The 24,811-nt window shown below is 38.0% G+C and carries 20 protein-coding genes, 2 pseudogenes and 1 riboswitch; of the genes and pseudogenes, 5 read left to right on the plus strand and 17 right to left on the minus strand.

Annotation, left to right across the window (positions count from 1 at the left end; genetic code table 11):
* Positions 1–27: 27 nt before the first annotated feature.
* The 3 genes from MLOOGBEN_RS14610 to MLOOGBEN_RS14620 form a co-directional block, all read right to left on the minus strand.
* Positions 28–1,407, minus strand: a complete 1,380-nt coding sequence (locus MLOOGBEN_RS14610) for an extracellular solute-binding protein (RefSeq protein WP_179158987.1) — start codon at positions 1,405–1,407, stop codon at positions 28–30.
* A gap of 170 nt (positions 1,408–1,577) precedes the next feature.
* On the minus strand, positions 1,578–2,624 hold the full coding sequence (locus MLOOGBEN_RS29725; RefSeq protein ID WP_179158988.1) for a response regulator transcription factor: 1,047 nt from the start codon (positions 2,622–2,624) through the stop codon (positions 1,578–1,580).
* The gene (locus tag MLOOGBEN_RS14620) at positions 2,621–4,336 is read right to left on the minus strand and encodes a sensor histidine kinase (protein ID WP_218781189.1); all 1,716 of its coding nucleotides are present in this window, start codon (positions 4,334–4,336) and stop codon (positions 2,621–2,623) included. Before MLOOGBEN_RS14620 ends, MLOOGBEN_RS29725 begins: the two co-directional genes overlap by 4 nt.
* Positions 4,337–5,195: 859 nt before the next feature.
* On the opposite strand from MLOOGBEN_RS14620, the gene MLOOGBEN_RS14625 reads away from it, so the two are divergent.
* The 4 genes from MLOOGBEN_RS14625 (at position 5,196) to MLOOGBEN_RS14640 (ending at position 7,434) form a co-directional block, all read left to right on the plus strand.
* Positions 5,196–5,687: a sigma-70 family RNA polymerase sigma factor gene (locus MLOOGBEN_RS14625; RefSeq protein ID WP_179158990.1), complete on the plus strand. Its 492-nt coding sequence runs from the start codon at positions 5,196–5,198 to the stop codon at positions 5,685–5,687.
* A gap of 420 nt (positions 5,688–6,107) precedes the next feature.
* Positions 6,108–6,650: a competence protein ComK gene (locus MLOOGBEN_RS14630; protein ID WP_179158991.1), complete on the plus strand. Its 543-nt coding sequence runs from the start codon at positions 6,108–6,110 to the stop codon at positions 6,648–6,650.
* 119 nt (positions 6,651–6,769) lie between these two features.
* Positions 6,770–6,991, plus strand: coding sequence for a helix-turn-helix domain-containing protein (locus MLOOGBEN_RS14635; protein ID WP_179158992.1), 222 nt, complete (start codon positions 6,770–6,772; stop codon positions 6,989–6,991).
* Positions 6,992–7,194: 203 nt separating this feature from the next.
* Positions 7,195–7,434 (plus strand): hypothetical protein, encoded by a 240-nt coding sequence (locus MLOOGBEN_RS14640; RefSeq protein WP_179158993.1) that lies wholly within the window; start codon positions 7,195–7,197, stop codon positions 7,432–7,434.
* Positions 7,435–7,504: 70 nt separating this feature from the next.
* Here the strand turns inward: MLOOGBEN_RS14640 and MLOOGBEN_RS14645 are convergent, their stop codons facing one another.
* The 14 genes and pseudogenes from MLOOGBEN_RS14645 to MLOOGBEN_RS14710 all read right to left on the minus strand — a co-directional run bounded on the left by MLOOGBEN_RS14645 (position 7,505) and on the right by MLOOGBEN_RS14710 (position 23,035).
* A complete protein-coding gene (locus tag MLOOGBEN_RS14645; RefSeq protein ID WP_179158994.1) occupies positions 7,505–8,050 on the minus strand; it encodes an REP-associated tyrosine transposase in 546 nt (181 codons plus the stop codon).
* 31 nt (positions 8,051–8,081) lie between these two features.
* A pseudogene (locus MLOOGBEN_RS14650) lies at positions 8,082–8,357 on the minus strand (magnesium chelatase domain-containing protein); the annotation flags it as partial.
* A gap of 625 nt (positions 8,358–8,982) precedes the next feature.
* Entirely contained in the window at positions 8,983–10,236 is a 1,254-nt protein-coding gene (locus MLOOGBEN_RS14655; protein ID WP_218781190.1) for an SH3 domain-containing protein, read from the minus strand.
* A gap of 258 nt (positions 10,237–10,494) precedes the next feature.
* A pseudogene (locus tag MLOOGBEN_RS14660) lies at positions 10,495–10,794 on the minus strand (transposase); the annotation flags it as partial.
* 109 nt (positions 10,795–10,903) lie between these two features.
* Positions 10,904–11,701, minus strand: coding sequence for an energy-coupling factor transporter transmembrane component T family protein (locus MLOOGBEN_RS14665; protein WP_179158997.1), 798 nt, complete (start codon positions 11,699–11,701; stop codon positions 10,904–10,906).
* Positions 11,685–13,148 carry an ABC transporter ATP-binding protein gene (locus MLOOGBEN_RS14670; protein WP_368737792.1) on the minus strand — a complete coding sequence of 488 codons (1,464 nt, stop codon included), beginning with the start codon at positions 13,146–13,148 and terminating at the stop codon, positions 11,685–11,687. Before MLOOGBEN_RS14670 ends, MLOOGBEN_RS14665 begins: the two co-directional genes overlap by 17 nt.
* 14 nt (positions 13,149–13,162) lie before the next feature.
* On the minus strand, positions 13,163–13,744 hold the full coding sequence (locus MLOOGBEN_RS14675) for an ECF transporter S component (RefSeq protein ID WP_179158998.1): 582 nt from the start codon (positions 13,742–13,744) through the stop codon (positions 13,163–13,165).
* A gap of 67 nt (positions 13,745–13,811) precedes the next feature.
* Positions 13,812–14,510, minus strand: coding sequence for a thiaminase II (gene tenA / locus MLOOGBEN_RS14680; RefSeq protein WP_179158999.1), 699 nt, complete (start codon positions 14,508–14,510; stop codon positions 13,812–13,814).
* Between the two features lie 192 nt (positions 14,511–14,702).
* A riboswitch (TPP riboswitch) is annotated at positions 14,703–14,811 on the minus strand.
* A gap of 376 nt (positions 14,812–15,187) precedes the next feature.
* Positions 15,188–16,600 carry a YfcC family protein gene (locus MLOOGBEN_RS14685; protein ID WP_256989100.1) on the minus strand — a complete coding sequence of 471 codons (1,413 nt, stop codon included), beginning with the start codon at positions 16,598–16,600 and terminating at the stop codon, positions 15,188–15,190.
* A gap of 61 nt (positions 16,601–16,661) precedes the next feature.
* Entirely contained in the window at positions 16,662–17,843 is a 1,182-nt protein-coding gene (locus MLOOGBEN_RS14690; protein ID WP_256989101.1) for an amidohydrolase, read from the minus strand.
* 147 nt (positions 17,844–17,990) lie between these two features.
* Entirely contained in the window at positions 17,991–19,292 is a 1,302-nt protein-coding gene (locus MLOOGBEN_RS14695; protein WP_256989102.1) for a helix-turn-helix domain-containing protein, read from the minus strand.
* Positions 19,293–19,715: 423 nt separating this feature from the next.
* Positions 19,716–19,847, minus strand: coding sequence for an FbpB family small basic protein (locus MLOOGBEN_RS14700; protein WP_368737793.1), 132 nt, complete (start codon positions 19,845–19,847; stop codon positions 19,716–19,718).
* 543 nt (positions 19,848–20,390) lie between these two features.
* Positions 20,391–21,818, minus strand: coding sequence for a M20 family metallopeptidase (locus tag MLOOGBEN_RS14705; protein WP_179159001.1), 1,428 nt, complete (start codon positions 21,816–21,818; stop codon positions 20,391–20,393).
* Positions 21,818–23,035 (minus strand): MFS transporter, encoded by a 1,218-nt coding sequence (locus tag MLOOGBEN_RS14710; protein WP_179159002.1) that lies wholly within the window; start codon positions 23,033–23,035, stop codon positions 21,818–21,820. Before MLOOGBEN_RS14710 ends, MLOOGBEN_RS14705 begins: the two co-directional genes overlap by 1 nt.
* 238 nt (positions 23,036–23,273) lie before the next feature.
* Between MLOOGBEN_RS14710 and MLOOGBEN_RS14715 the strand changes: the two genes are divergently transcribed.
* Complete coding sequence (locus tag MLOOGBEN_RS14715) at positions 23,274–24,584, plus strand: transcriptional regulator (RefSeq protein ID WP_179159003.1); 1,311 nt, start codon at positions 23,274–23,276, stop codon at positions 24,582–24,584.
* The last annotated feature ends 227 nt before the right edge of the window (positions 24,585–24,811 follow it).

Here is a 24,811-nt window from a genome sequence, read left to right on the forward strand (position 1 = left end):
TACAAGCGCTTGACACCTTTTCGTCCTCTATTTCCCTACTATATCTTCCATTTCCTTTTGCGCTTGTTGTGCTGCTTCTTCTGCAGTCAATGAACCTTCTAAAGCAGCGCTAATAAAATACCCAATCCTATCCAGCGCCTGCCCTAATCTTTCATTTTGAGGTATCCATGAAATACCTTTTTCAACTAGAACATTGGCGTCCTCTAAGGCTTGAAGCTGAACTGGGAAAGAAGGATTTTCAGCTGCCAATTCTTCATCTTCATAAACAGATGTTCGAACAGGAATACCGCCATTGCTTACATATTCTTTTGCTTTTTCCTTGCTGTTCATATAGATAATAAAGGCCCAAGCGGCATCTTTATTTTTTGATAATGAAGATAGCGACATATTCCACCCCGCAAGTGCGCTCGCTCTTCCACCAGGTCCTTCAGGGGTTGGAGCAAATCCAACTTTGTCATAGACTTCAGAACTATTTGGATCTAAAATACGGTTCGCCAATGCAGTCGCATCCAGCCACATCGCGGCTCTGCCAGAAGTAAAGGTCGAGAGTGCTTCCTCATGTGTATAGGTTCCAACATCTTTCGGAGCATTCTTTAGGAGATCCACATAAAACTCAATCGCTTCAACGGTCTTTGGATCATGAATGGTCACTTTTTCTGATTTAGGGTCAATGAAACCGCCTCCAAAATTGTACATGATGGTCATTAAGCCTGATGCGGCATGGATTCCACGTTGAGCACGCATTGAAACACCATATAAATCCTCTTCTTTTCCATTAAAGAATTGGGCTAATTCTAGAAACTCCTCCATTGTTTCTGGTGGCAGCTTATCATATTTCTCAAACAAGTCTTTTCTGTAAGCAATAAATCGGGTTTCACCAGCAGTCGGGATTCCATAGGTTTTTCCATCAAATTGACTAATTCCATTTCGGTAGGCAGGAACAATATCTTCATAATCGAACCAATCCGGAGTAATAGCCTTATCCTGAATATACGGATCCAATGGCTCAACAATTTTCTTTGCTCCATATTCGTTCATCCAGAAGCCATCTACCATCAGCACATCATATCTGCCACTTTTCCCCGTGTAATCAAGCAGTTGTTTATTCTTTAAATAGGTCTCCTCCATCACTTCCCATTTCACTTTGATACCCGTTAGCTCCTCAAAATCCTTCGTCATTTTTTCAAATGAATCAGTTGAAGGGTGACTTGCAAAAGCTAAGTTAATCTCTGTACCGCCATATTTTTCTTTAATGGTTTTGCCCCAAGTCTGCAAGGTTTTGGTTTCCCCTTCTGATATACCTGAATCCTTTTTTTCAGAAGAAGAATTCTCCGTATTTCCAGCACATGCTGCTAATAGAAAAACCATCCAAAAAGCAAATACAATAAACGAGTACTTTCTTACCATTCGGCTCATTCCTTTCCTTTTCATATAGATGATTTACAACTTCTCACAAATCTATTACCTCGTAGCTCTATAGTAATAAATGAAACCGCTTTAGAAAATGTACTAAAACGCTTTTACTTGTCTATAAAAAAATGAAATAAAAAAAACCTTCAAAAGAAGGTATAGTAAAATCACGTCACTTTTTCTCTGTATTCTAATGGAGAAATCCCAATATTCTTCTTGAAAATTTTTGAAAAGTAAGGATAGTCACCGAACCCACACTCTTCCGCAATCAAGTTAATCTTCGTTTTATAATCTTCCTTTAATCTTTCCTTTGCCTGTTCTAATCGATATTCAATAATGTACTGTGTAAGAGGTTTTTTCATCACTTTCCTATAAATGGTGCTTAGATAGGCTGTAGTAACACCACAATGGTCTGCGATTTTTTTAATCGAAAGATTCGGATCTTGAAAGTTTTCACTGATATAGTGGAGAACCTCTTCTACAATTCTCTTATTCTTAGGAGACTTTTGCTCTGATATAAACTCCATGTGCTCAAGTAAGCTTTTAAACCATAGATCAAATAATTGAGTAATCGTTGTTGCCTTCTGGTTGATAGATGATAAGAAGCTGGAAGGATAGTAATTTAAGGTTTGATAAAATTCAGATTGGTAGAACAGCTGCACTTGTCCCATCAGACGTTTAATTTCATGTAAAGAAAATCCACATTTCTCGCAATACTCCTGCCATTTTTTAAACGTATGTTCCAATTCCATTTTGTTTTCGGCAATGGCACTTTTGGCTAAATTTTGAGCTGTTTCCTTTATTTTTCTAACGTCATTCATACCAATTTTACTTATCCACCTAGCAGGGTCTTTCAAAAGAATTCTTGAAATAACCTCTTCTAATTTTTGCTGAGAAATGGGTTTTAATAAATAGTCTGTTACAGAATTCCGCAATGCCCTTTGTACATATTCAAACTCTGCAAAACCGGTCAAAATAACAATTTCAATATCAGAATAGGTTTCTCTCACACGATCAATAAAATCCAACCCATTTAAAACAGGCATATTAATATCCGTTACCAATAAGTCTGGTTTATTCATCTTCATTTTTTGAAGGGCTTCTTCCCCATTTTTTGCTTCCTCAATGATAAGATCATTGAACGCGATCATCCCCAATAGTTTTATAAGTCCTTTCCGAATGACCACTTCGTCATCAATAACTAGTATTCTCACAATTTTTCCCCCTCCAATGGTAATCGCACAGAAACTAGCACTCCTCCGTACATGGACTCACAAATGCTTAAACCAAAAGGAACACCGTATCGTAACCGGATCCGTTGATGGACATTAAGTAAACCTAAGCCACTTTTCCCGCCACGATCATTTTGTGAAAACGATTGAACATCCGTATCAAAGAGCTGATTAATTTGCTGGATCTTTTCCTCATCTAAACCGACTCCGTTATCCTCAATGTTGATGATATAATGGTCACTAAACACCTCGCCAGATATTTGAAGGAAGAAATCACGTTCCTCGGAAAAGGCGTGCTTGTAGGCGTTTTCAACAATCGGCTGCAGAGTTAGTTTTACGATAGGCAGATCAAGAAAAGACTCCAAGTTATCCATAATGATTTCAATATCCGGGTAACGTTCATGTTGAATTTCCAAGTAAGTCTTGACATATTCAAGCTCCATTTGTACCTTTACTTCAATCATATGATTTTCAACTGGGTAGCGAAAAAAGTCCGCTAATGCACTGGTCATCCGACTTATGCCTGGTACTTCATTGATAATCGCCTGGCAATTAATGACCTCAAGCGTATTATAGAGAAAATGTGGATTAATCTGATTCTGTAACGCAAGAATCTTCGCTTCCTTTTGCTTGACTTCCATTTGGACCTTTTCCATTTTGGCCACATAGACTTTGTCGATTAAAGCGGATAGGTTGGCAATCATTTTATTGAAGTTCCTCCCTAGCGCCCCTATTTCATCCTTATATTTACCATCAAAACGGACATCCATGTCTCCTGTCTCTACCTTCTCCATCAATAAAACTAATTTTTTTATCGGAAGAACGAGAGTCATAGAAAGCAAGAAGGAAATTCCAAGCGTAATCAGGATCAGCAAAACAAGAAAGTTTCGATCAAAGAGCAGATTTTTGGATACCTGTGCTTCAATCGATTGTTCATCGATAAAGGTCTTCACTTGAAAATGGCTATAACCCAAGATAAAGTCCATTTTTATCGCTCTTTCTTCATCCGCCTCAGTGGTCGAAGCGATAGATGTATAAATCACATTTCCATCATCGTCATTGAGTTCAATTGAAACATCCGAAGAAGCTAGCAGCCGATAATAGTCACTAAACAACTTTCCATTTAATCGAACAACAAAAAGAACATCATGGCCTTGTAAGTCGAACTGTGTAAGTGTTAGATAAATAGTGTTTAATGAACGATCCTGATAGAAAAGGTGATCAGTTGAAGGATTTAACCATAATGACGATTTTTTTTGGACAAAGTTTTTATACCAAGTTTGTGTTTGATAGTCGATTCCGTTAACTAGATCTAAATTTTGATCATAGATTAATGCCTCCTTGCCATTGGCGTTGTGGTCTTTAACCAAAATGAAGGCAGATTCTACCTGATCGGAATATTGTAAACGAAAAGACTCTAATGTGCTTTGTACTTCTGAACGTTTTTGGCTATCAAAATAATCAGCTCCATTATGGGAGTAATAAAAGAAATAATTAAGATCATTTACAATCCTTTTAATTTGATTATCGAGATTCAAATTTGCTTGATTAATCGATCGTTTCACACTATCCATTTCATTGTTAATCAATACCGTTCGATAATACTCCTGATAATAATAGGCAAGTCCAAAAATACCTGTAAAAGAAACAAGACAAATGGATAAAAAGATTTTCGTAAAAAACGTCCGATTCATAAATAAATTGATAATTTTCCTTGCTATGTGATAAATGAGATATCCCTCCTTACCATGAAACATTCCTCTATTAGTATAATAAATCAGATTATACACGATTTTATAAATATACTGAATATTAGAAACCTAAAAAATGCCATAGGACTTTTCGAGACCACTGAAAAGGTCACTTATTTTCATACGTTTTATTTGCCACTTAGTCAACTTTTCCAAAAAATTCTATTTTTTAACAATATGGTAATTCGACGCTTTCCAACGCTTCTTAGAAGGTACAAAACCTGCATTGCCAACATATGCAGCAATTCTAATCAATCGATTAATTAATCACAATGCCACTAATCAAACGTTTGATTAGATAGTCACAGAGCCCCTTTGGTAAGAGAACTTTCTATTGTTTTCAACTGAATAATTTGACGAAGAAAAGTAGAGAGTATTTAGGACCTTCCTCAAAATAGACAATAGATACTAGTAACCGTCATAACCCGACACACATCTACTAGACGAAATGCCAATCAAACGTTTGATTAAAAGCGCTAGAAACCCTTATAAAAAACGAACCTGGGTAGTTTTCTAGTGAATTTTTTGTCGAGGATATGTGTACACGGGGACGGCTCTCCTAGTCTTACATATTTTTCCATTACCACAAGAACCGTCCACACTGTCTTTTTATCTCTTATACTTTTTAACATACTAATCATATTTTGGGACTTGCAGTTCCAATTTGAATCAATTTTCACCCTGTAAATCTCATTTTCTCTATTAAATTCAATTTTCCATGATTCGAAGTTTCTCAATGGATGGATTATGGTAAAGCTACCTAGGAATAGATCGGAAGCGCGCTGCCTGAAGGACTTTACCAGTGGAGAGCTTTGACGAATTAGTTGTACAGTATCAACCAATGATTCGTAAGATTATTAAATCCTTGCACATCTATAAAAATCAACATGAATTCTATCAGACGGGATTAATTGCACTTTGGGAGGCTGCACAATTCTTCGACGAACGAAAAGGCAGCTTTTCGAATTACGCATACACCTCTATTAAAGGAAAAATGTTATCTGAAATGACACAGAACAACCACTACAAGGAGAAACATATTCTTCCACAGCAGGAGGAGTTTTGGGAAAGGATTGAAGGTCAGGATTCACCACTTTTTCTTGAGAAAGAAACCATCCAATCCTATTGCGAAGGCCTAACGAAAAAGGAAGCAGCATGGGTAATGAAATCATTTATCAATCAGCTATCCATTAAAGAAATAGCGGAAAGCGAAAAGGTAACCGTTTCTGCCGTTAAGCATTGGAAATTAGGGGCAATAAGAAAAATGAAGGAAAAGCTTGCAAATCTTCATTAACAACAACATTCATTTCAACCCGGGCAGTTTGTTTAGCAACTAAAACTGCCCGGGATTTACAAAAAGCGACAAAATTAGATATTATTCACAAATTATCCACCAATGGTACGCGTAGGCGGTACAACTATAATTGTAATAAATGGTATTTTCTTATTAACGGTTAAATATGTCTCATCATTAGGAGAAGCACGACCATCACTTTTCAAATGCAATTCCCTTCATTGAATGAAATCACTACTCAAGCCTCATGGTTATGCAACTAGACCCATCCCAAATAAAGATTGTCATAACACCTCAACATGTATTCACATACATACAGTATCAGTCTTTACTTCAACTAGTAACTCCCAGTTTCATCATTTACTCTCTACCTACAATCAGCAACAAAAAATTCGATATCTAAAATTCAGGAGTGATCTATTGACTATTGAAAAGTACTACTTAATTAATCAGCATATGATGTACATGTTTGGGTTCCATGATCGAAATGGAAAAGCATGTACTCTAGTAAGACAGTTCGACTGTGTTTTCATCGTGGATCGATCACCTATGGAAGTACTAGACGATAGTATACGATGTATTGGCTTTAATTTAAAAGGAGCCATGGATACTTCTAAAATCATTATAGGGAATAACATGATGTGCCCTGTCATGATCAACCATATACATAGCATTTGTGTCTTTCCCGATAAATCACATAAACACGAAGATACGATTTGGTTTAATCCCAACCAAATCCTAAGAACACAAAGCCTTAAGCGAAAAACACATATCGAGTTTCGAAATGGTTTCATACTCATGAGCGATTCCAAGCTATTTTCATTTAATCACAAATGGAAATCAGCGGAGCAGCTAAGCAGAATTACCATTGAAAATGCAAAGAACCCGATATCTTTTATGATTGAACCGCCAAAGAAAGTCAGGAAAAGAAAAAGCAAAATTAAAAAGGAGGTTTCGAAATAAAGAAGTTTAGGCTTTTCTTTTAATAAAACTCTAACGGTACGCTTATGCGTACCACATTCAAAAAATACCTATGTTAATTTCTCCTTATACCAATGGATGGATGGGGTGTACGGAGAACTATGAGTAGAATTGTTGTCGTAAAATTAAAAGAACTACTTATAGAAAAAGGAATGTCACTAAGAGAATTATCCCGTGAAAGTGATGTCCGTCATGCGGCTTTAAGTGAATTAGCTAACCAAAAGAGGCTCAACGCGCACTTTCATCATCTAGCCCGTATTGCAGATGCACTTGATATAGACGATATGAATCAAATCATTACTTTCAAAAAAATCGACGACTAATCTTTTATCCTAGGTATATATTTAACGAGTTTCATATAAGATAACGAACATGGAAATAACAGAACCAAGTTCGTTATCTTTTTATTTTATATAGATACAACAATTATCCATAATTAGATTGTAATTAAATACAGCAATACATCTAGTAATCGCAAAAAAAAAAAATGTGCCGAGACTATTCCTAAGTAAATGAGGGTTATCAAATGAACAGGCAGCATAATGAAATTGTTAAAATGGACATATGGAGAAGATTCGAGAACAAAGGTCAATTGTACTACATAGAGGTTTTCCATTATATTGATGGTACCATTCAAGCGTTTGCAAATAAGAGACCAGGTAAAGTTCAATATATAGTGGAAGATTTCCCAATAGGCATCGGTCAAGAAAAACATGATCCAACAAAGGCTGCTATTCAAGCGATTGACAACATTCCATATCAATAATCATTAAAGCGTTAAAACAGTTGGTACCTGTTCTATTAACCAGCTTGCTATGAAACTTTTAAATTACTAGTTACACCTGTAAAGTTTGGCAGTACCTTTCTTTCCTTTCTTCTACTGTCCCAAGATAATAATTCAATATACTATTAATATTCATATAGGAAGGTACTACTGCTTGAGGGTGTTTAAAAAAATGATAGCTGCTCCAAGGGTAGTATTCTGGCTTCCTAACCATTTTTGCTTCAACTGGATTTAAGTGAATATAGCGGCTAACCTCTAGCATACCTGCCTTATCTTCAATCATCTTGTCGTAAAAACGTTTCTCATAGACATGCCCTGTTAAGCGATAATTGGTATTGTAATAATTAGCATAGCGTTTGTTGATTAGTCCCATGAGCTTTGAAAAGGAAGTATCTTTTGAGCGAATGAGGAGATGATAGTGATTGGTCATTAAACAGTAGGCGGCGATTTCAAATGGTATTTTCTCATGGAGCTGTTGAAGGATATGGAAAAAGGCTTGAAAATCAGATGCATTTCGAAAAAGCGGATCACGGCGGTTGCCACGACAAATGATATGATAATAACGATGACTAATCCAGACTCTCTGTGGGCGTGCCATTATGTTTCCCTCGCGATACTATAATAACCTTTAGTTCCTTTAATGCAGCAATCGCTATCGCTAAATCAAATAAAGGTCCATTCTTTTTTTGTTCAGGCGGTGAAAGATTAACGACAACCTTTTGATCGGTAACATCTTCACCAAAGTGACTAAGAGCGGCTATCACCCGTTCTCTTGACTCCTTAACCGAAGCATCTGGCAACCCTACAATGACCATCGACTCCTTACCTGGAGATATCCTCACTTGCACCTGAACCCGATAGCCCTCAAGTCCTTTTAAACCAATACTTAATACATTGACCGTCATAAAGCAGCCTCCAACATAACATATTTTTCATTGCTATACATAATTGGAATCACACAAAAGAATTGAGGAAAAAGTAAGCGCAGCTTATTTCTGAAGATTAATAAAAAGGAGTATTACAATACTATCTTTCTACAAAATAATTCAAAATCCTGCAAAATATTTTCAAAGAATAAAAAAATACTAAGAAGCAAAAAGGGCGGAAGCTGACAAAGCTGTTACTTTTAAATAAATGATTAATTGTGTATAATGAACATATAATAAAAAAGAGAAGTGCTTCTAACACTCCTCCATGCAGCCTATACCGTCAGGGTGATGGTTGTCTACGTTATTTTTTGTGTGAACCACCCTTTTGCTTGCTACGGCGCGGGGTGGTTTTCCTGTTTTCTAGTACGTTTTTCCGAAAGAAATTTGCACTCACTTCACGCACAATCCCCTTCAGAACTTCTCGTAAGATTTCAAGAAAAGTTTCCAGTATTATCACCCCCTTCCCCTATGAAGGAAAAGAAGATTGACAATCCGGCCACCCCAACAAATATTCAGCTGCAACTCCATTCTATTACTCTTTACCTATCTAACAACCTATCAATCTTCGACAAAAGTCGGGGAGTGACTGGCACATAGATATTTATTGAATGGATACTAAAGTCAATTTTGTACCCCTTTTTCCTTCCAGTGTTAGTGTTGCTTTCTTTCCTTGATGATTAATTAATTCATTAATCATGTTGCCCGTTGCTTTTGCAGCATATGTAGTACCTTCAGCCGTGATAAATCGAAACGTTCCGTTATCATCTACCTTGCCTATTTGAGCTGTTATTATTATTTGATTGACAGTAGGTGCAGTAGTCGAAGGGATTTTGATAGTTTGTCCAATTTTCATCTTTGTTGGTTCCACTCCTGGATTTAGTTTTTGAATCTGTGAAACAGAGAACCCTAATGTTTTACCGATTTTTGTAAAAGTATCACCGCTCTTAATCACATAGGTGCCTGTGTTATTCAACGTATCATTAATGTTTTTGTTTGGTTCGTTATTCGTTAAATAGGTTTGACTAACAAATGCTATTTTGCCATTGAAATGCATCTTAGCCCAACCATTAGAAGTGGATATCATGGACACACGATCGTTTAATTTCAAAGAGCCAATGATAGCACTACTCGTAGAAGCTGCTTCTCTTACTCTCAACGATGTTGCCGTTACATACATGGTTTTAGTAGTTGGACTTGATTCAACCGCTTGTTTTGATGTAAGATAATCCGCACTCACAAAACAAACTCTTCCTTTAATCAAAATGCCAGCCCATCCGTCTTCTTCGAATACAACCTTAACCACATCACCTTTTTTATATTTTCCGATAATACTACTTTCAGTGGTCGGTTGGGATCGAATATTTAGTACAGTGGCGATAACCATTCGATCTTCTACTTTTGGTAAGAGAATTTTCTTTCCGTTAATGGAAGTTAGGCCATTTGCATTTAATATTCCTTCTGCTGTTACCCCATGTTTCGCAGCAATCGCTTCAATTTTTTCACCACTTCTTACCTGATAGGTATATTCTTCTATCACTGTTGCGGCACTCGAAGTAATCGAAGAAATACCAAGAACTACGGTAAAAATCCCCGTCACGACCAATCTTTTTACTGGATTTTTTTGAATCCATTGGCTCACCTGTGCTACATATGTATTCCAATTGGCACGAATATCATTTAAGAATCCTTTAACATCTAAGACATTCCGGATATCAAAATGATTTACGCTCTTGTAATATTCCCGTTTTTCCATCCTTGAAGTGAAAACTGGTAAATTTTCGGGTTGCTTGCTTTTTCCATGCGCTTCTTTCCTGCTTACCTTTAATTCCCCATTTAAAAATAACTCTGTAGTCAAAATTACCGCTTCTCCTATTCTCTCTATGATGAAAGTCATCCATAATATTTCCTATATACGATTCGATGGTTTATAAAATTTTTTGTCCCTTTTTGTCAAAAAAAGTAGAAATTAGCTTAATATGGTCCCACTTCCATATTCATGGTGAATATCCTGGCTTTTATGCAAATATATAATTGGAATTTTAGGATTCTAGGAGTACTTTCTAATTCTTATAGGTGAACGATTCATCAAGCATCACAAGTTGATATGTTACAATAACTGCGAAAAAAAGCTTTCAATAACAGCGTTATCCCAACAGTTAGCCTTTTGTGACATACTTGGTATGAAGTGTAGCTCCTTACTTAGATTGCGATACATGTGTGATCTGTAAACACTTCCTTGGTCGCTATGGATCAGAATGCCCTCCAATGAATCCAATTTTCGCTTTTTCTGTGCTGCCTTGAAGGTGGCTTTTATCCATTCCTTATTAGGGCTTGAACTTATTTCAAAGCCAATCACTTCACGGTTAAATAATCTATTACCGCAGAAATATACAACGAAAAACGAATCCAGCATAGAATGGGATTCGTTCCTAAAATGTATTATTTAAATTACCAAAATGCATCATAAATATCGAATTTATTGATGTCTATTTTTTGGGCGCTTGACCACAGGCACCCATATGTTAATCGCGAACATCTGTAACTGGAAAAAAGGGGAATTCCTGAGCCAGATAAAACGATAGACCCGTTAGTACAACAAAATAACCAACAAAGACAACATCAAATTTTGAAAACCCTATTTTGTAATAAAATGTGCGTTCCTTTGAGTAATCAAACCTCTTTGCTTCCATAGCAACGGCTATACGAAAAGCTCTCCGGATGCATTGAGACAGCAATGGAATCGAAGTGATTTTGAATAGGTGAAAAAGACCATTCATTCCAGCACCGGTTCTCACGCCTCTCACTTTTTGAGCACTGCGAATATGTTGAAATTCTTCGATCATTATCGGCATTAAGCGAATTCCAGCCATAAAACTATAGGCATACTTTGGATTAAGCTTTAACTGCTGCATCATCGAATAAAATAAATACACGGGCCTTGTTGTAAGGGCAAACGTTAAGCCAAGCAGTGCATAGGTTAAAGCCCTGAATCCCAAGTGAATTCCTCGAAATAAACTTTCTTCTGTTACATGGACGAGACCCCATCTGAAAATGGTAGTATCCCCTTTACCAAAAAAAATCATCGAGGTAGCCGTCGAGATGAAAATAAATAGGAACGGTATCGAGAATAGCAAAATTCGCTTATAGGGATGACCTGTAAAAAATACAAATAGGATCATTGTCACAATGGTAAAAAGAATCATCTGATTAAGGTTATGAATAAAAATCACCAGGATAAACAAGAAAATCATTGTCAGGAGCTTCAGACTTGGATTGATTTTATGAAGCCATGTTTCTCTGAAATCAAATGTAGTGTGCATAAGCTGCTTGGTCCTTCCCCTGATGTACATGTTCGTTTTTCCAATCTTTGACGACCTTACCGTTATCAATCTCCCAAACTCTTGTCGCGAAACGCTTAACGATTTCCGAATCATGCGTGACCATGATGATGATGCACCCTTTTTGCCGTTCCCTCTCTAACAACTCAAGCAGATGGAATGTATTCTTGGAATCCTGCCCAAACGTAGGCTCATCCAAGAGCAAAAGCTTTGGATTTTCTACAAATGCAGTCGCCACACTCAGTCGGCGTTTTTGCCCTATTGAAAGATGATTGGGATGGTGGTTCTGTTTTTTTGATAATCCAAATATGGCTAACAGCTCATCCACCCTCTCTTTAATGATCGAGGGTTCTTCCTTTTTCACAGTGAGAGCATAGGAGATTTCTTCATAAACAGAGTTTGTGACAAATTGATATTCAGGATTTTGAAAGACAAAATAAGCTTCCTTTTGGAGTTGTTTGATATTCTGTATAATTTCTCCATTCAATACATAGGTTCCCGACGTTTTCAGAAGCTGCATCAATGATAATAGCAAGGTACTTTTTCCTGCTCCATTATCACCAACCACCGTGATCCATTCCCCCGATTGAGCAGAAGCGTGATCAAGTTGAACTTTTATTTCTTTTTTCCGGTACCCCTTAAAGTCCTCTAAAATCAGCGAGTGGTTGTAACCGTGTCCAGCATTCGCTTCGAAAGACAATGAGTAATCATCCCAAACCCCCGGGTACCAGATACCATATTCTTGTAGTTGTTTAAGATAAAAGGAAAACACGGTATTCACATCATCATCTGCAATGATCACCCCGTCATAGTTAAAAACAATGACACGATTTATAAAATCCAAAATGTGATCAATCTTGTGTTCGACAATAATGACCGTTTTATCTTTAGCGACGCTCTTTACACTATCCCAAATTTGTTTCGTGCCTTCTTCATCAATCAGCGCTGTTGGTTCATCTAAGAATAAACATTCAGGATTGAGTGCTAATACTGATGCAAGCGCAAGTCGCTGCTTCATGCCTCCAGATAGAGATTGGATAGAAGAATGATAGAGGTCCAATCGCAACCCAACAGCGGACAATAATTCTTCAATCCTATCAGGCATTTCACCTCTTGGTACATTAAGATTTTCTAATACAAATGCAAGCTCTTCATCGACATATGGCATACAAAATTGCGAATCCGGATCCTGGAACACGTAACCCCAGGATTCGGGATATTGAATATTTCTATACTTGATCGGTACTTCTATAGACTTTGGAATTAATCCTGAAAGTGTTTGTAAAAGAGTTGATTTACCGCATCCAGAAGGTCCGAGTAATAAGACCTTCTCACCTTTTTTAATGGTAATGGATAAATCTTTGAACAGCAGGTTGTCGTCTCCCGGAAACTTTAATCTAAGCTGTTCGACCATCGCTATATTTGTCACGTCTTCACCCCTGATTATTGATTTAATGCGTCGTAATCTTCTTTGGAAGCAGGACGAAGTAAATTGGTAACTCCTGTTGCCTCTAGTGCCTTCGCAATGCCAAATGCCATAAACCCAGTAAAGATAACGGACCCAATCAACCTGAAACCAATAAGCAACATGAAGTTCCATGTTGACAAATCACCCATATATCCTTTGTAGTAATCCATAAATATGGACCCAATAGCCGCACCAATTCCAGCTAAGCTAACAACAAGTAAATCATAGCGCTTATACCTAAAGGCCATTATGACAAGTTCAGCAAATAACCCCTGCACAACACCATATAAAAGAACCTCCAGTCCAAATTCAGACCCCATTAGAAACTCTCCAGAAGAAGCCGCAACTTCCGCAAGAAATGCCACACCAGCTTTACGTATGATTAGGAACGCAACGGTCGCAGCAATAAACCACATTCCGTAAATCAGCTGGTCAATATGTAATCCAAGTGGTTTTACTGCGTAATAAAGCGGTCCCCAAATTTTGTAAACAATCCCAAATGCGATGGATATCACGATGGTTACTAAAATGTCCGTTAACTTTAACCCTTTTTTCATTGTTTCATTCTCCTTTTTTAGCAAAGGGGAGAACTCATTCCCCTTTGCGAACATGATCTTTCCCTCATTAGCTAATATTAAGTTGTTCTTGGGAATTCACTTCAATGGGCCATTTTTCGAATGTATAAGCCATTTCCCAGAATAAGTATTCGTATTGACAGCTAATTAAGAAATGTTCAATCATTCGACTTTTTTCTTTTTCGGAAGCGGTTTTTGCTAGCTCATCTAGACGATCCAATTGCTCCTGAACCAACTCGCCAAACCATTCTCCACCATAGGCCGCAATCCATTCCTGATAGATCAGTTCATCTGGTGTCGCCCCTTTTAACTGCTGACCGATATCATAATAAATCCAGTAGCATGGTAGAATAGCGGCGATAATCTCTCCTAAACTTCCAGATGCCCCAACGCGATATAGATGGGAAGTATAGGCATAAGCCGTTGGTGCAGGCTGGAAGTTTGCAAGCTCCTCTGATGTAACTTGCAGCTGTTTGATGAATTTCTCATGTAAGCTTAACTCTGCTTGTGAAGTGCCTTGCGCATGAGCAGCCATTCTTGCTGTAGTGTTTAAATCTTCTGCTCTCGAAGCACCAATCGCTTGAACACGAGCAAAGTGTGATAAATAATAGGAATCTTGTAATACGTAATAGCGGAAACTTTGTAAATCTAATTTTCCACTAGCAATTCCTTGAACAAATGGGTGTTCTAGATTCGCATCCCATATCGGAGCTGCTTTTTCTCGTAGAATTTCAGTAAATGTAGACATACGATACCTCCATTTAATTAATTGCTTGGTTTTCACGTTTAATTGTCGTTTTCAAAAACATACATTTAATACTTTGTTAGATTGATTGTAAATACATCCTTGTTTGCCGGCAGCGGACGTATTTTTCCAATAAAAAAACCACTTTCTATTGGAAGAAAGTGGTTGTATCGGAACGTGATTGAAACATAAGGAGTTCCCGTTACACCACTTCCCTACGCTGGTTTGATCCAGATCAGGTTCTAAGAGTCTTAAAGTTTCACTTTAATCTCAGCCTTCTTAAAAGGCACCCCTAGTGGTATTTTTTATGAAATTAGTATTCAGATTATTATGTTATCACTATCCACAAGATTGTCAAACATTTTATTCAGTAAAAATTGATTCAAGGCTTTGTGGGAGTTTTTTTGTGTAAGAGCCAGCGAACAAAAACCCAAGACCCTTGGGAGTGACACCGATATTTTCAAATCCTTAAGTCTTTCGTCAAATAACGATTTAATACTTCTCAACTAAACGTTTAATTAAAAGTGCCGCGAACCCTTTTGAAAAACGAACTTTAGCCTCATTTCAAGAGAATTTCTTGTCGAGGAAAAGTTTTGGTTTCTTCTAGAATACTTCAAAGATAGCCAATAAAAGTTGCTTTCTACAATTTACGACGGGATGAACACCCAGATTAACCGTGCCTACATCGGTCCCCAACCGATAAGTACCGCGATTGTGAGCATGACAATAGCGATTCCACACCATATGATGAATAATGGGAGCATCCATTTTGCCCATTTTATCCAAGATACACCGGCGACAGCTAGACTCGCCATTAGTGTTCCTGATGTTGGGAAAATACTGTTTGTAAAGCCATCTCCAAATTGGAATGCTTGTACAGCAACCTGCCTTGTAATCCCAATCATGTCTGCCAATGGGGATAAAATCGGCATGGCGATCATAGCTTGACCACTACCCGAAGGGACAAGAAAATTAAGAACAGCGTTTGCGGCAAACATGCCCAGTGCAGCCAATACCGGAGGCATATTCTCTAATGGAGCTGCAAGGGCATTTACAGCCGTATCCAAAATCTTCGCATTTTCCATGATAATGAGTACAGCTCTAGCTACACCTATAATTAACGCACCATATACAAGTTTTTGGCATCCTTCTAAAAAGGTGACGGCGATTTTATTGTAATTCATTCCCGCAATCACACCGGAACCAAGCCCAATCACAATAAAAAATGCTGCCATATGATCAATACTCCATTTAAATTCGATAGTTGCATAGACAAAGAATGCCAACGCCAGTCCTACAAAACATAAAATTGTTTTATGTCGGGAAGTAAACGGTGCTTGTAATTCTTCTTTCGAACCACCGGAGCTTTCCAACACGCCAATTAAACTTTTTGAGGGATCCGCCAACACTTTTTTGGCATATCTCCATGTATATAAAATTGTCACTGCAACAATAATAACGAACGTGATAATTCGAAGCGTCATTCCTGAAAATAACGGAAGACCGGCAATTGATTGAGCAACTCCAACCGTATAAGGATTTAGAAAACCTACATTGAAACCGGCAAATGTTGCACCAAACGTAATGGCTACCGCCACCATCGCATCAAGCCTAAGTGCCCTTGCGATAATCATTCCGATCGCTACAAACGGAATAACGGAGTTGGCAACTGCACCAATTGCTCCCCCTAATGCAAACAAAATCGAAACAACAGCGATAAGCAAAAATTCTTTGCCTTGTGTTTTATTAACGGCTCGAAGAATTCCTCCTCTAATGGCTCCAGACCGTTCCACAATCTCAAACGCCCCTCCTGCAAAAAGAACGAGAAAAATTAAACTGCCAGATTGAACCATACCAGATTGCAAGGCAAGAAAAATGTCCATAAAACCTGCCGGATTTCGATCAACTTGACTATATGTGTCAGGTACTACCCTTTCAACTCCATTTACAACCTCACGTTCAAATGTTCCCGCCGGCGTAAGATAAGTTGCTGCAACCGCCAGCAGCATGACTAGAAAAAGAATAACGTAAGTGTCAGGCATTTCCCATTTTCTACTTTTCATCGCTTTCACCTTTTCTGTATTAGGGTTCATCCATATTCAACTCCCCATGGTTTAAAGTATATTTTCTTACAGTAATACGGGCATTTCTTTTTCAATACGATCCCAGCAGCTTTAAAGCGGCATGAACGAATAGAGTAACACCGTTAGATAAAGAGTCTTCATCAATGTTAAATCGAGGATGGTGATGAGGGAAGTCTGTTCCTTTATCCCTATTACCTGTTCCTGTGAAAAAATAAGCTCCTGGTGCTACCTTTAGAAAAGCGGAGAAATCCTCAGCGCCCATATTCGGTTTCATATTAACCAACGCTTCTTCTCCCCATAGTTCACATACAACCTCTTCAATGATAGCAGCGACTTTCCCATCATTCACAACAGGGGCAGCACCTTCATTGTACGAAAATTGATAGTCAGCTCCATGTGCTTCCGTTACACCTTTTACAATCCGTTCCATTAAATGGGTAACGGTTGGTCGAAGTTCGGTGTTAAAGAGGCGAACTGTTCCAGCAATTTCAACTGAACCTGAAATAATATTCATGGCTGAACCACTGGCAAATTTGGTAATCGAAAGGACTACGTTATCTAATGGATCCAAATTGCGGGATACGATATGCTGCAGGTTGGTGACAACCTGCGCCCCGACTGCAATAGCATCGACCGTTTGGTGCGGAAGTCCAGCATGCCCGCCATGACCGTTAATCGTGATTGAAAAAGTATCTGGCGCTGCCATAACAGGACCAGGGGAAACACCAAATTTCCCTGTTTCCAGCGGTGTCCAGAGATGGGCACCAATGACCAGGTCTACTTCCTCCATTACGCCAGCCCGAACCATTTCAGCCGCCCCCCCCGGTGCTAACTCCTCGGCATGCTGGAAGAGGAAACGAACTTCACCTCTTATTTGCTCCCGTAATCCAGACAGGATCTTGGCTGCTCCCAGCAATATGGCTGTATGACCATCATGACCACATGCGTGCATAACACCGGGATTTTGCGAGCCATACGAAAATGAATTCTCTTCTTGAATGGGCAAAGCATCAATATCAGCACGGATTGCCAGTACTTTCCCGGGATGAGCACCAATCAAACGTGCCATCACACTCGTTTTTGTAGGGCGCGAAAGTTCCAAATGCTCAAAAGATTGGAGGGTTTCAAATATGAACTGAGAGGTTTTTTCCTCCTCGAAGGACAATTCCGGATACTTATGGAGATGGCGCCTCCATGCAATAACTTCATGCTGAATCTCCTCAACGAGACTACTAAATTCAATTTTTTTCAAGCTTAAGCCTCCCCTAAAATATGACCTATACCATTTAAGGTTCATTAACGGTTGTGACCATAATTATATAACAAGTCGTACTATTAACGCTAGTGGTAATTTTCTGTTAATTTTTTTAAAAAATAAACAAGATAGCAAAGTATCTTGTCATAAAGTAATTCGATAGATTTTCCTCGGCCGTCCCCTTGGATGAGGATTTTCTTCAGCGACCGCTTCCGCTAATCCATTATTCTCCAATATCGTTACGATTCTTCGGGCGCTGCGAGGCAAAATTTTCATATGTTGTGCCAGATCATGGGCATTGATTTCCGTCGTTCCAATCTTTTTTAAAATAGATTCTAGTTTACTTAAAGTGGCGACACTAAGAGAAGTTCGTTCACTTAATAATTGTAATTGTTCTGAGGCAAACCCATAAGTGATTTGCTCTGGCTGCCCTAATGGACCCGTAATGGTTTTATCGTCAAAGACGACCATCGTTGTTCCTTTTTGAAATTCTTTTGCATGAAATAAGGCCGTTCCGGCATTGATCTCTGCCTCATAAGCCGTTTGTCCGATCCCAATTCCACATGTGACTCCATCATTGCCGGTCAAATGAAGAACAGCGAAATCCGGCAGAACGGTAAAATCTTGGGTTGCCTCCTTCAAAATCCCATGAGTGGTAAATATGACATAGCGACCGGGTCCAGCAGATTTTAACGAACCATTTATTTTTTTAGCGTATTCAAGAAGCTTTTCGGTCATTTTGATTTCAACTTTATGGATTTCATCAGTTGAAAACGTCTCTTTCGTTAAACTGAAAAAAGAATCGAATTCAATCATCTGCACTGCGATCTGAGAATCCTTAAAACGTAATGTTTTTTGTGTTTGCCGGATGAGGGCCAACGTCGAAACTATAGCAGAGCGTGCCGGAAGAACTCTAAACGCGGGTACACCAAGCTTCTTAAGCTCATGCTGTGCATTTTTTAAACAAGTCACAGCTGCCGTGGTCTTTCCTTTTTTCAGAAGGTCATAGTGAAATTGAACAACTTTTTCAGTTTGAATTTCCTCTTCATAATGGTTTAAATACAAGGGCTCAGGATTAATTGCCAATTCCAAGAAAACCCGTTCAAGTTCGGAAGGATGAAACGTATCAAAGCTTAACTGATTAAAAGGGATATTATGGTGATAAACAATATATAGTAACGTTTTATATAAGCTGGATCCGGAAGAGGGCACATAAAACATCGGCTGGGTTAGACCAGACCATTTCTTCGCATACCCATAGGGAATTTGTCCAGAAAATAGCCACACATCCACATCCTCTGCATATGCTTTTAATTTTTCGATAATCTCCTCATCTTTCCAGTAGGAAATGGGTACAAAACTAAATTCAGGATAATTAGAGACCACCGATCCCATAATTTCGATAGAATCTTCCGCACCAAATAATCCTAAGCGAATCTTCTTCAAATTGCCAATCCACCTTTCTATTGAGAGTATTGCCAATATTATTGTAACATAGGAGGAACCTGGCAATTTTATTTTATGATTGAGGGTATAAAATTCAGCCTTTACATCCTAATTATGAAGCAGGGGAATCTCTCCCATGCTTCCCCGAAATTAATAGTAAAAATCTTCATGCCGGCCTTTTTGAAAAACGAACCTAGATCTGTTTTCAAGAATCGTTTTGTCGTGGATAAGGCTTGGATGTTCACGAAGAGTCTACAGCGATAGTATGGAAAAGAATTGTAAAAACTTATAATCCTGCTTGGCCTGCCTGATTCAGCATCACATTCGGACAATCATAAGTAGAAAAAGCAAGAGGGTGAAATCAATGCGATTTCACCCTCAAAACAATCTCCTAATTGCACCTTATAACGATCCCTGTTAAGATTAGGCCAGCCTTTTCAATTCATGCCGCTCTTCTATCCGCTGTTCAATCTGTTCCAGAGCCTTTTTATCGTTTAAAAGATCCTTTTTATTTTCTTCAATAAGTTCCTTCATGGATTTAATTTCTTTACGCACTTTTTATCTTACTCCCTTTATATTATATTAATCTGAGTATTCTATATTTAATTATACGCCCAATCGAACAATTCAATCGATTGATTAAATCAGGTTTTACCCCTTTAAAGACAAGCATTCTGATCAATAGTACAAGAAAAAGATGTTGAAATTTGATTATCACTAGTTATCAAGATAATACCAATCCCTGGATGGGTGCCTGGCACCCGGTTGTTTTTGCACATTAATAAAGAGTGGCTGATTCAAAAGATATTTCTGCTTTTGGATCAGCCACTCTTTCATCTAGGTTAGATTGACAGAAATCTTAAACAGCTTCTAAGGCAAATTGTTTATCATTAAAATAAATAATTTCAGAAAGAGTCTTGTAACCTTGAATGTTCTTGAAAGCTTCTCTCGCTTCTTGTTCCGTATCTGGTTCAAACATGGTGATTTTACCTTCTGCATAAATTAAAACCGTTTCTATACAAGATGTCCAAACTTTACAAGAAACATATATTCCATCAAAAGTAACCTGATTTATATAGTACTTCCCAGTATAAAAAGTTAGTTTCGATTTTGCGCAGGCAAAATTTCTTTAGGAATCGGACATTGATAAACATTGTTGCCTAATCGTTCTTTCAATTCTTGTTTGCATTTTTCAAGAAGTTCTGGATCTTTCATCACTTCAAGTGCCGTACCGGCTAAAACCTTTCCTGCTTGAAGCATTCCTTTATGACCAATAGAGGTAGAACCAATGGAAACCACTTGCCAAGTGTGTGCAGGTGTTCCCAATACCCAGCATGCAGTACCAACCTGCGCAGTTGGTACGATCCAACTAACATCACCAACATCTGTCGAGCCTCCGAGAGGTGCATCAGCTATATCATCTGAGTACGGGTAAACCATATCGAATATCGGTTTATCCTTTAGATTTCTTGCTATCTCCTTCGGCAATTTGCTGATTTCATTGGCCTTATCTTCTTCAGATAATGAAGCATGCAGCTGTTTGGCGAAACGAATTTCTTCTTCAGTATAAGATGGAACACCGACTTCTTCGAACACTTCAGCCATCTTAGCGTTAAGTGTCACATTGCCCATCAGATTGGAGCAGGCTTTATCAAACACAATCTCAACTTCCGTACCCGTCATAAGTGCAGCCCCTTTTGCGATATTACATACTCGTTCATAAATTTCTTGGACTTGAGGCGTTTTAGGGGCACGGATTAAATATAGCACCTCAGCTTCCGCTTGAACGACATTTGGCGAAAACCCACCAGTGTTCGTAATCGCATAATGGACTCTTGCTTCAGAAATGATATGCTCACGCAAGTAGTTGACCCCTACATTCATGAGCTCTACAGCATCCAGTGCACTTCTTCCCAAATGAGGTTGAACGGCAGCGTGTGCACTCTTTCCTTTGAATTTGAAGTAAACTTGGCAGTTTGCCAGAGAATTTCCAGGTAAGATCGTATTCGTAGTCCAAGGGTGCCAGCTTAAAGCAAAGTCAACATCGTTAAAACATCCTTCGCGTGCCATATATGTCTTACCTGAACCGCCTTCTTCAGCTGGACAACCGTAATACTTGACCGTTCCTTGCAGACCTTCTTTTTCCATCATATCTTTCAGAGCGACCGCAGCAGCAAGCGAACCGGTTCCTAGAAGATTATGTCCACAACCATGTCCATTTCCACCTGGTTCAATTGGATCGTAGACGGAAACCCCGCTCTTTTGACTTAGTCCGGAAAGCGCATCGTATTCCCCAAGTATGGCGACAACGGGGCTTCCAGAACCATAACTGCCAACAAAAGCTGTATCAATGCCTGCGAGTCCTTTTTGAACTGAAAACCCCTCTGATTCAAGAGAACGACAAATGAGGTCTGCAGAACGGAACTCATCGAAACGTGTTTCGGCAAACTCCCAAATTTGGTTGCTCATACTAATCCATTTATCTTTTTTTTCGTCAATTAAATTTATAATGTGATGAATATCCATTACGCCGCTTCTCTCCCTGCTGCATTTTCAGTTGAATTTAACTTTAAGAACAAGCTTGCAATAATTGAAATGAAAAGTGATCCAATTAATAAAGTGAAAGCCCCGTTATAGGATCCATTAAATAAAGTAAGCGTATATCCGATTAGGGTTGGTGCAATCGTACCAGCCATTTGTCCACCAAAATACATGATACCAATGGTCGAACCCATTGTATTTTGTGGAAAATATTTTAACGGAAGGGCAAGTACAACCGAAAGGAGTCCTACACCAAAATAAGCCAAACAAAGGAATGTAAGTGCCATCGATATAGATTCGGCACTCATTGTAAAATATAGAGCGACCATGCCAATGATTGCACCAGTGATAATGATAAACTTTTCTTTTCCTGCAGCAATTTTATCCAATGCCCATGAGCTGAGGATAATAGCGATGATCGAACATGCAACCGGCAGCATGGAAATGAATCCTGTTTTGACAAGTTCAAGCCCACGTACGTTTACCCAATAAGAAGGAAGCCATGAGTTTAATCCCCAGTTTACCATGCTCATACCAAAGTAGATCAGCATCAGCAACCAAGCTGTAGGGTTTTTCAAAACCTTCAAATAAGATACTTTTTGTTTTTTTGCCGTACCAGTTTGTTGCGCTCTATCCGGCAAGTATTTCCAAAGTAAAAGAAGGAAAACAAACCCGAGTGCCCCAAAAATGTAGAACATTATGTTCCAGCCGACACTTTGAATAAGCACTGCTGCAAGCAAGACAGCTATGATTGACCCGATTTGAGTGGATGCAGATAACACTCCTTTTGCCCTTCCACGTTCTTCCTTCGGAAAATTTTCTGCCAATGCTACAGAACTTGCGGATGGAAAGCTTCCTTCTCCAATTCCAAATAGGAAGCGAATAATGATCAGTGAAACAAATGACCAAGCAAAGCCGGTAAAAATAGTAAAGATTGACCAAACAAGCAATGAAATAAGAATGACTTTTTTCGAACCGTATTTATCTGTCAGCCAACCTCCAAGTAATTGCATTAAGGCATAGGCAAGAAAGAAACTACTAATTACCATTCCACCTTGAGTAGGAGTTAAACTGAATTCTTTAGAAATGGCGATAATTGCTACGCTCATGGAGTTTTTGTCTAAATAATTGACAACCCATGTTAAAAATAGAAGAGTTAAAACGGTGGTTTTTGTTTTATTATTGTAAATGTTTTCTTTCATAAAAGTTCCCCTTTCATTTTCCTTTTTAGAGTTCTTTTTAGAGTTCTTTTTTAGAAACCTAAAAATACTCTATTTATTTTTAGACCTATTTTAGACATTTCTTAAAATAAATTATATCAATCATTTTTCGTAATAACAAGAAAATTCTGATTAGATGATTGATTGGTTGGTGAAGGATAAAGTTAGGAGTATAATTAGAGTTGGGAACTTACGGTTGGAGAAGGGAACGAGTATTATTATGATTAAACTTGGTGTAATCACCGCGCACCATTCTATTTTTGAAATTAAACAGATTGAACCGCTTATTCAAGATCAATGTGAGTTAACATTTATCCCATATCGTTTAATTGGCGAGATTCAAGAGCTGTATGAGCGCAATCATCTATTTTATGATGGAATTCTTTTTAGCGGGGCTTTAGGTTATAATATTTTGCAACAAAAATTTACCGAATTTACTACCCCTACCTATTTCTTAGATATTCCTGAAGGGGATTTTTATAAACGCTTGTTTTCTATTAGTAATTCTAATAAAAATTTAAACTTTGCTCGAGTTTGTATGGATTTAATAAGTGAAGAAAATAATTATATGGGGCTAAAAGGAGTGCTAAAGGAAGAAGAATTTCCTTTTTGTTTGCAATTGGAATATACAACAGCTCTTTACGAACGTGCGTTTCAGCAACATTTGTCATTATGGAATCAAGGAAAGATTGATTTAGTTATTACTCGTATAAGTAATATTGTAAATCTATTGAATCAGGCAGGCATACCAAACATTTTTATCTTTCCTTCCAAAGAGTCAATGTTAGAACAGGTGAAACATATTATTAATGAATTGCAAATTTCTAATTTGTTAGAGAATCAAGGGGCAATCGGTGTGGTTACAATTAAGGGACAAGAAAATATGTCTGACCTTGAGCTCAAACAAATCATGCTTCATAAAGCACTTTTAGAATTTAACGAAAAAGAAAATGTTTTGTCTGTTATTCAGAGAAAGCATGCAAGTTTTGAAATTATCACCTCCCAGTCAGACTTAAAAACATTGACGAACGACTTTACTACCTGTTCAGTCCTTCAGTATCTGAACGAAACACTCCCCTTTCATGTGAATATAGGGTGGGGAATCGGAACAACATTCTACCAAGCTAAGATGTCTGCTCAAACGGCAAATAATCAAGCTAAATCCATGGATTTACCATGTGCCTATGTGATTACTGCAAACGAGGAGGTAATTGGTCCATTAGGAGATGATACCTGTCTGCACTTTACGAATAAGGTTGACCCACAATTACAAAAATTAAGTGAAACATTAAGTGTTTCGATTCTTCAAATCAAAAAAATCATGGCTTTGATTTCCAAGCTGAAGACAAATGAACTTACAGCGGAAGATTTGGCTTATCAACTAGGACTTACCTTACGTCAGGCTAACCGGATTTTAAATAAATTAGAGGATAAAGGTGCTGCCAAGATATCATACAGAAAACAGGAAAAACTTAGAGGAAGACCTAAAAAGATTTACAAGATAGACTTTACAGAGGTATCTATCTCATAAAAAGTACTTATTATTGTAGCTTTGAAATAAAGATTAAAAGTATTGTTTGAACTTACACATACGGCAATTAAAAAGAATCCATTTTGAAAAAAGATTGATCAAAATGGATTCCTCTTTTTGGATTTGAATTAAAAGGGGTCCTTTTCTTCCGTCGTTTCGCTTTTTGTCCGTTTTTTTCTACCTGTTCAAACATAACCTCTATATTGGCTAAAAGAGCCTCACCTCCT

Origin of the sequence: Bacillus sp. EB106-08-02-XG196 (assembly GCF_013396335.1) — a bacterium.
Classification (GTDB): domain Bacteria; phylum Bacillota; class Bacilli; order Bacillales; family Cytobacillaceae; genus Neobacillus.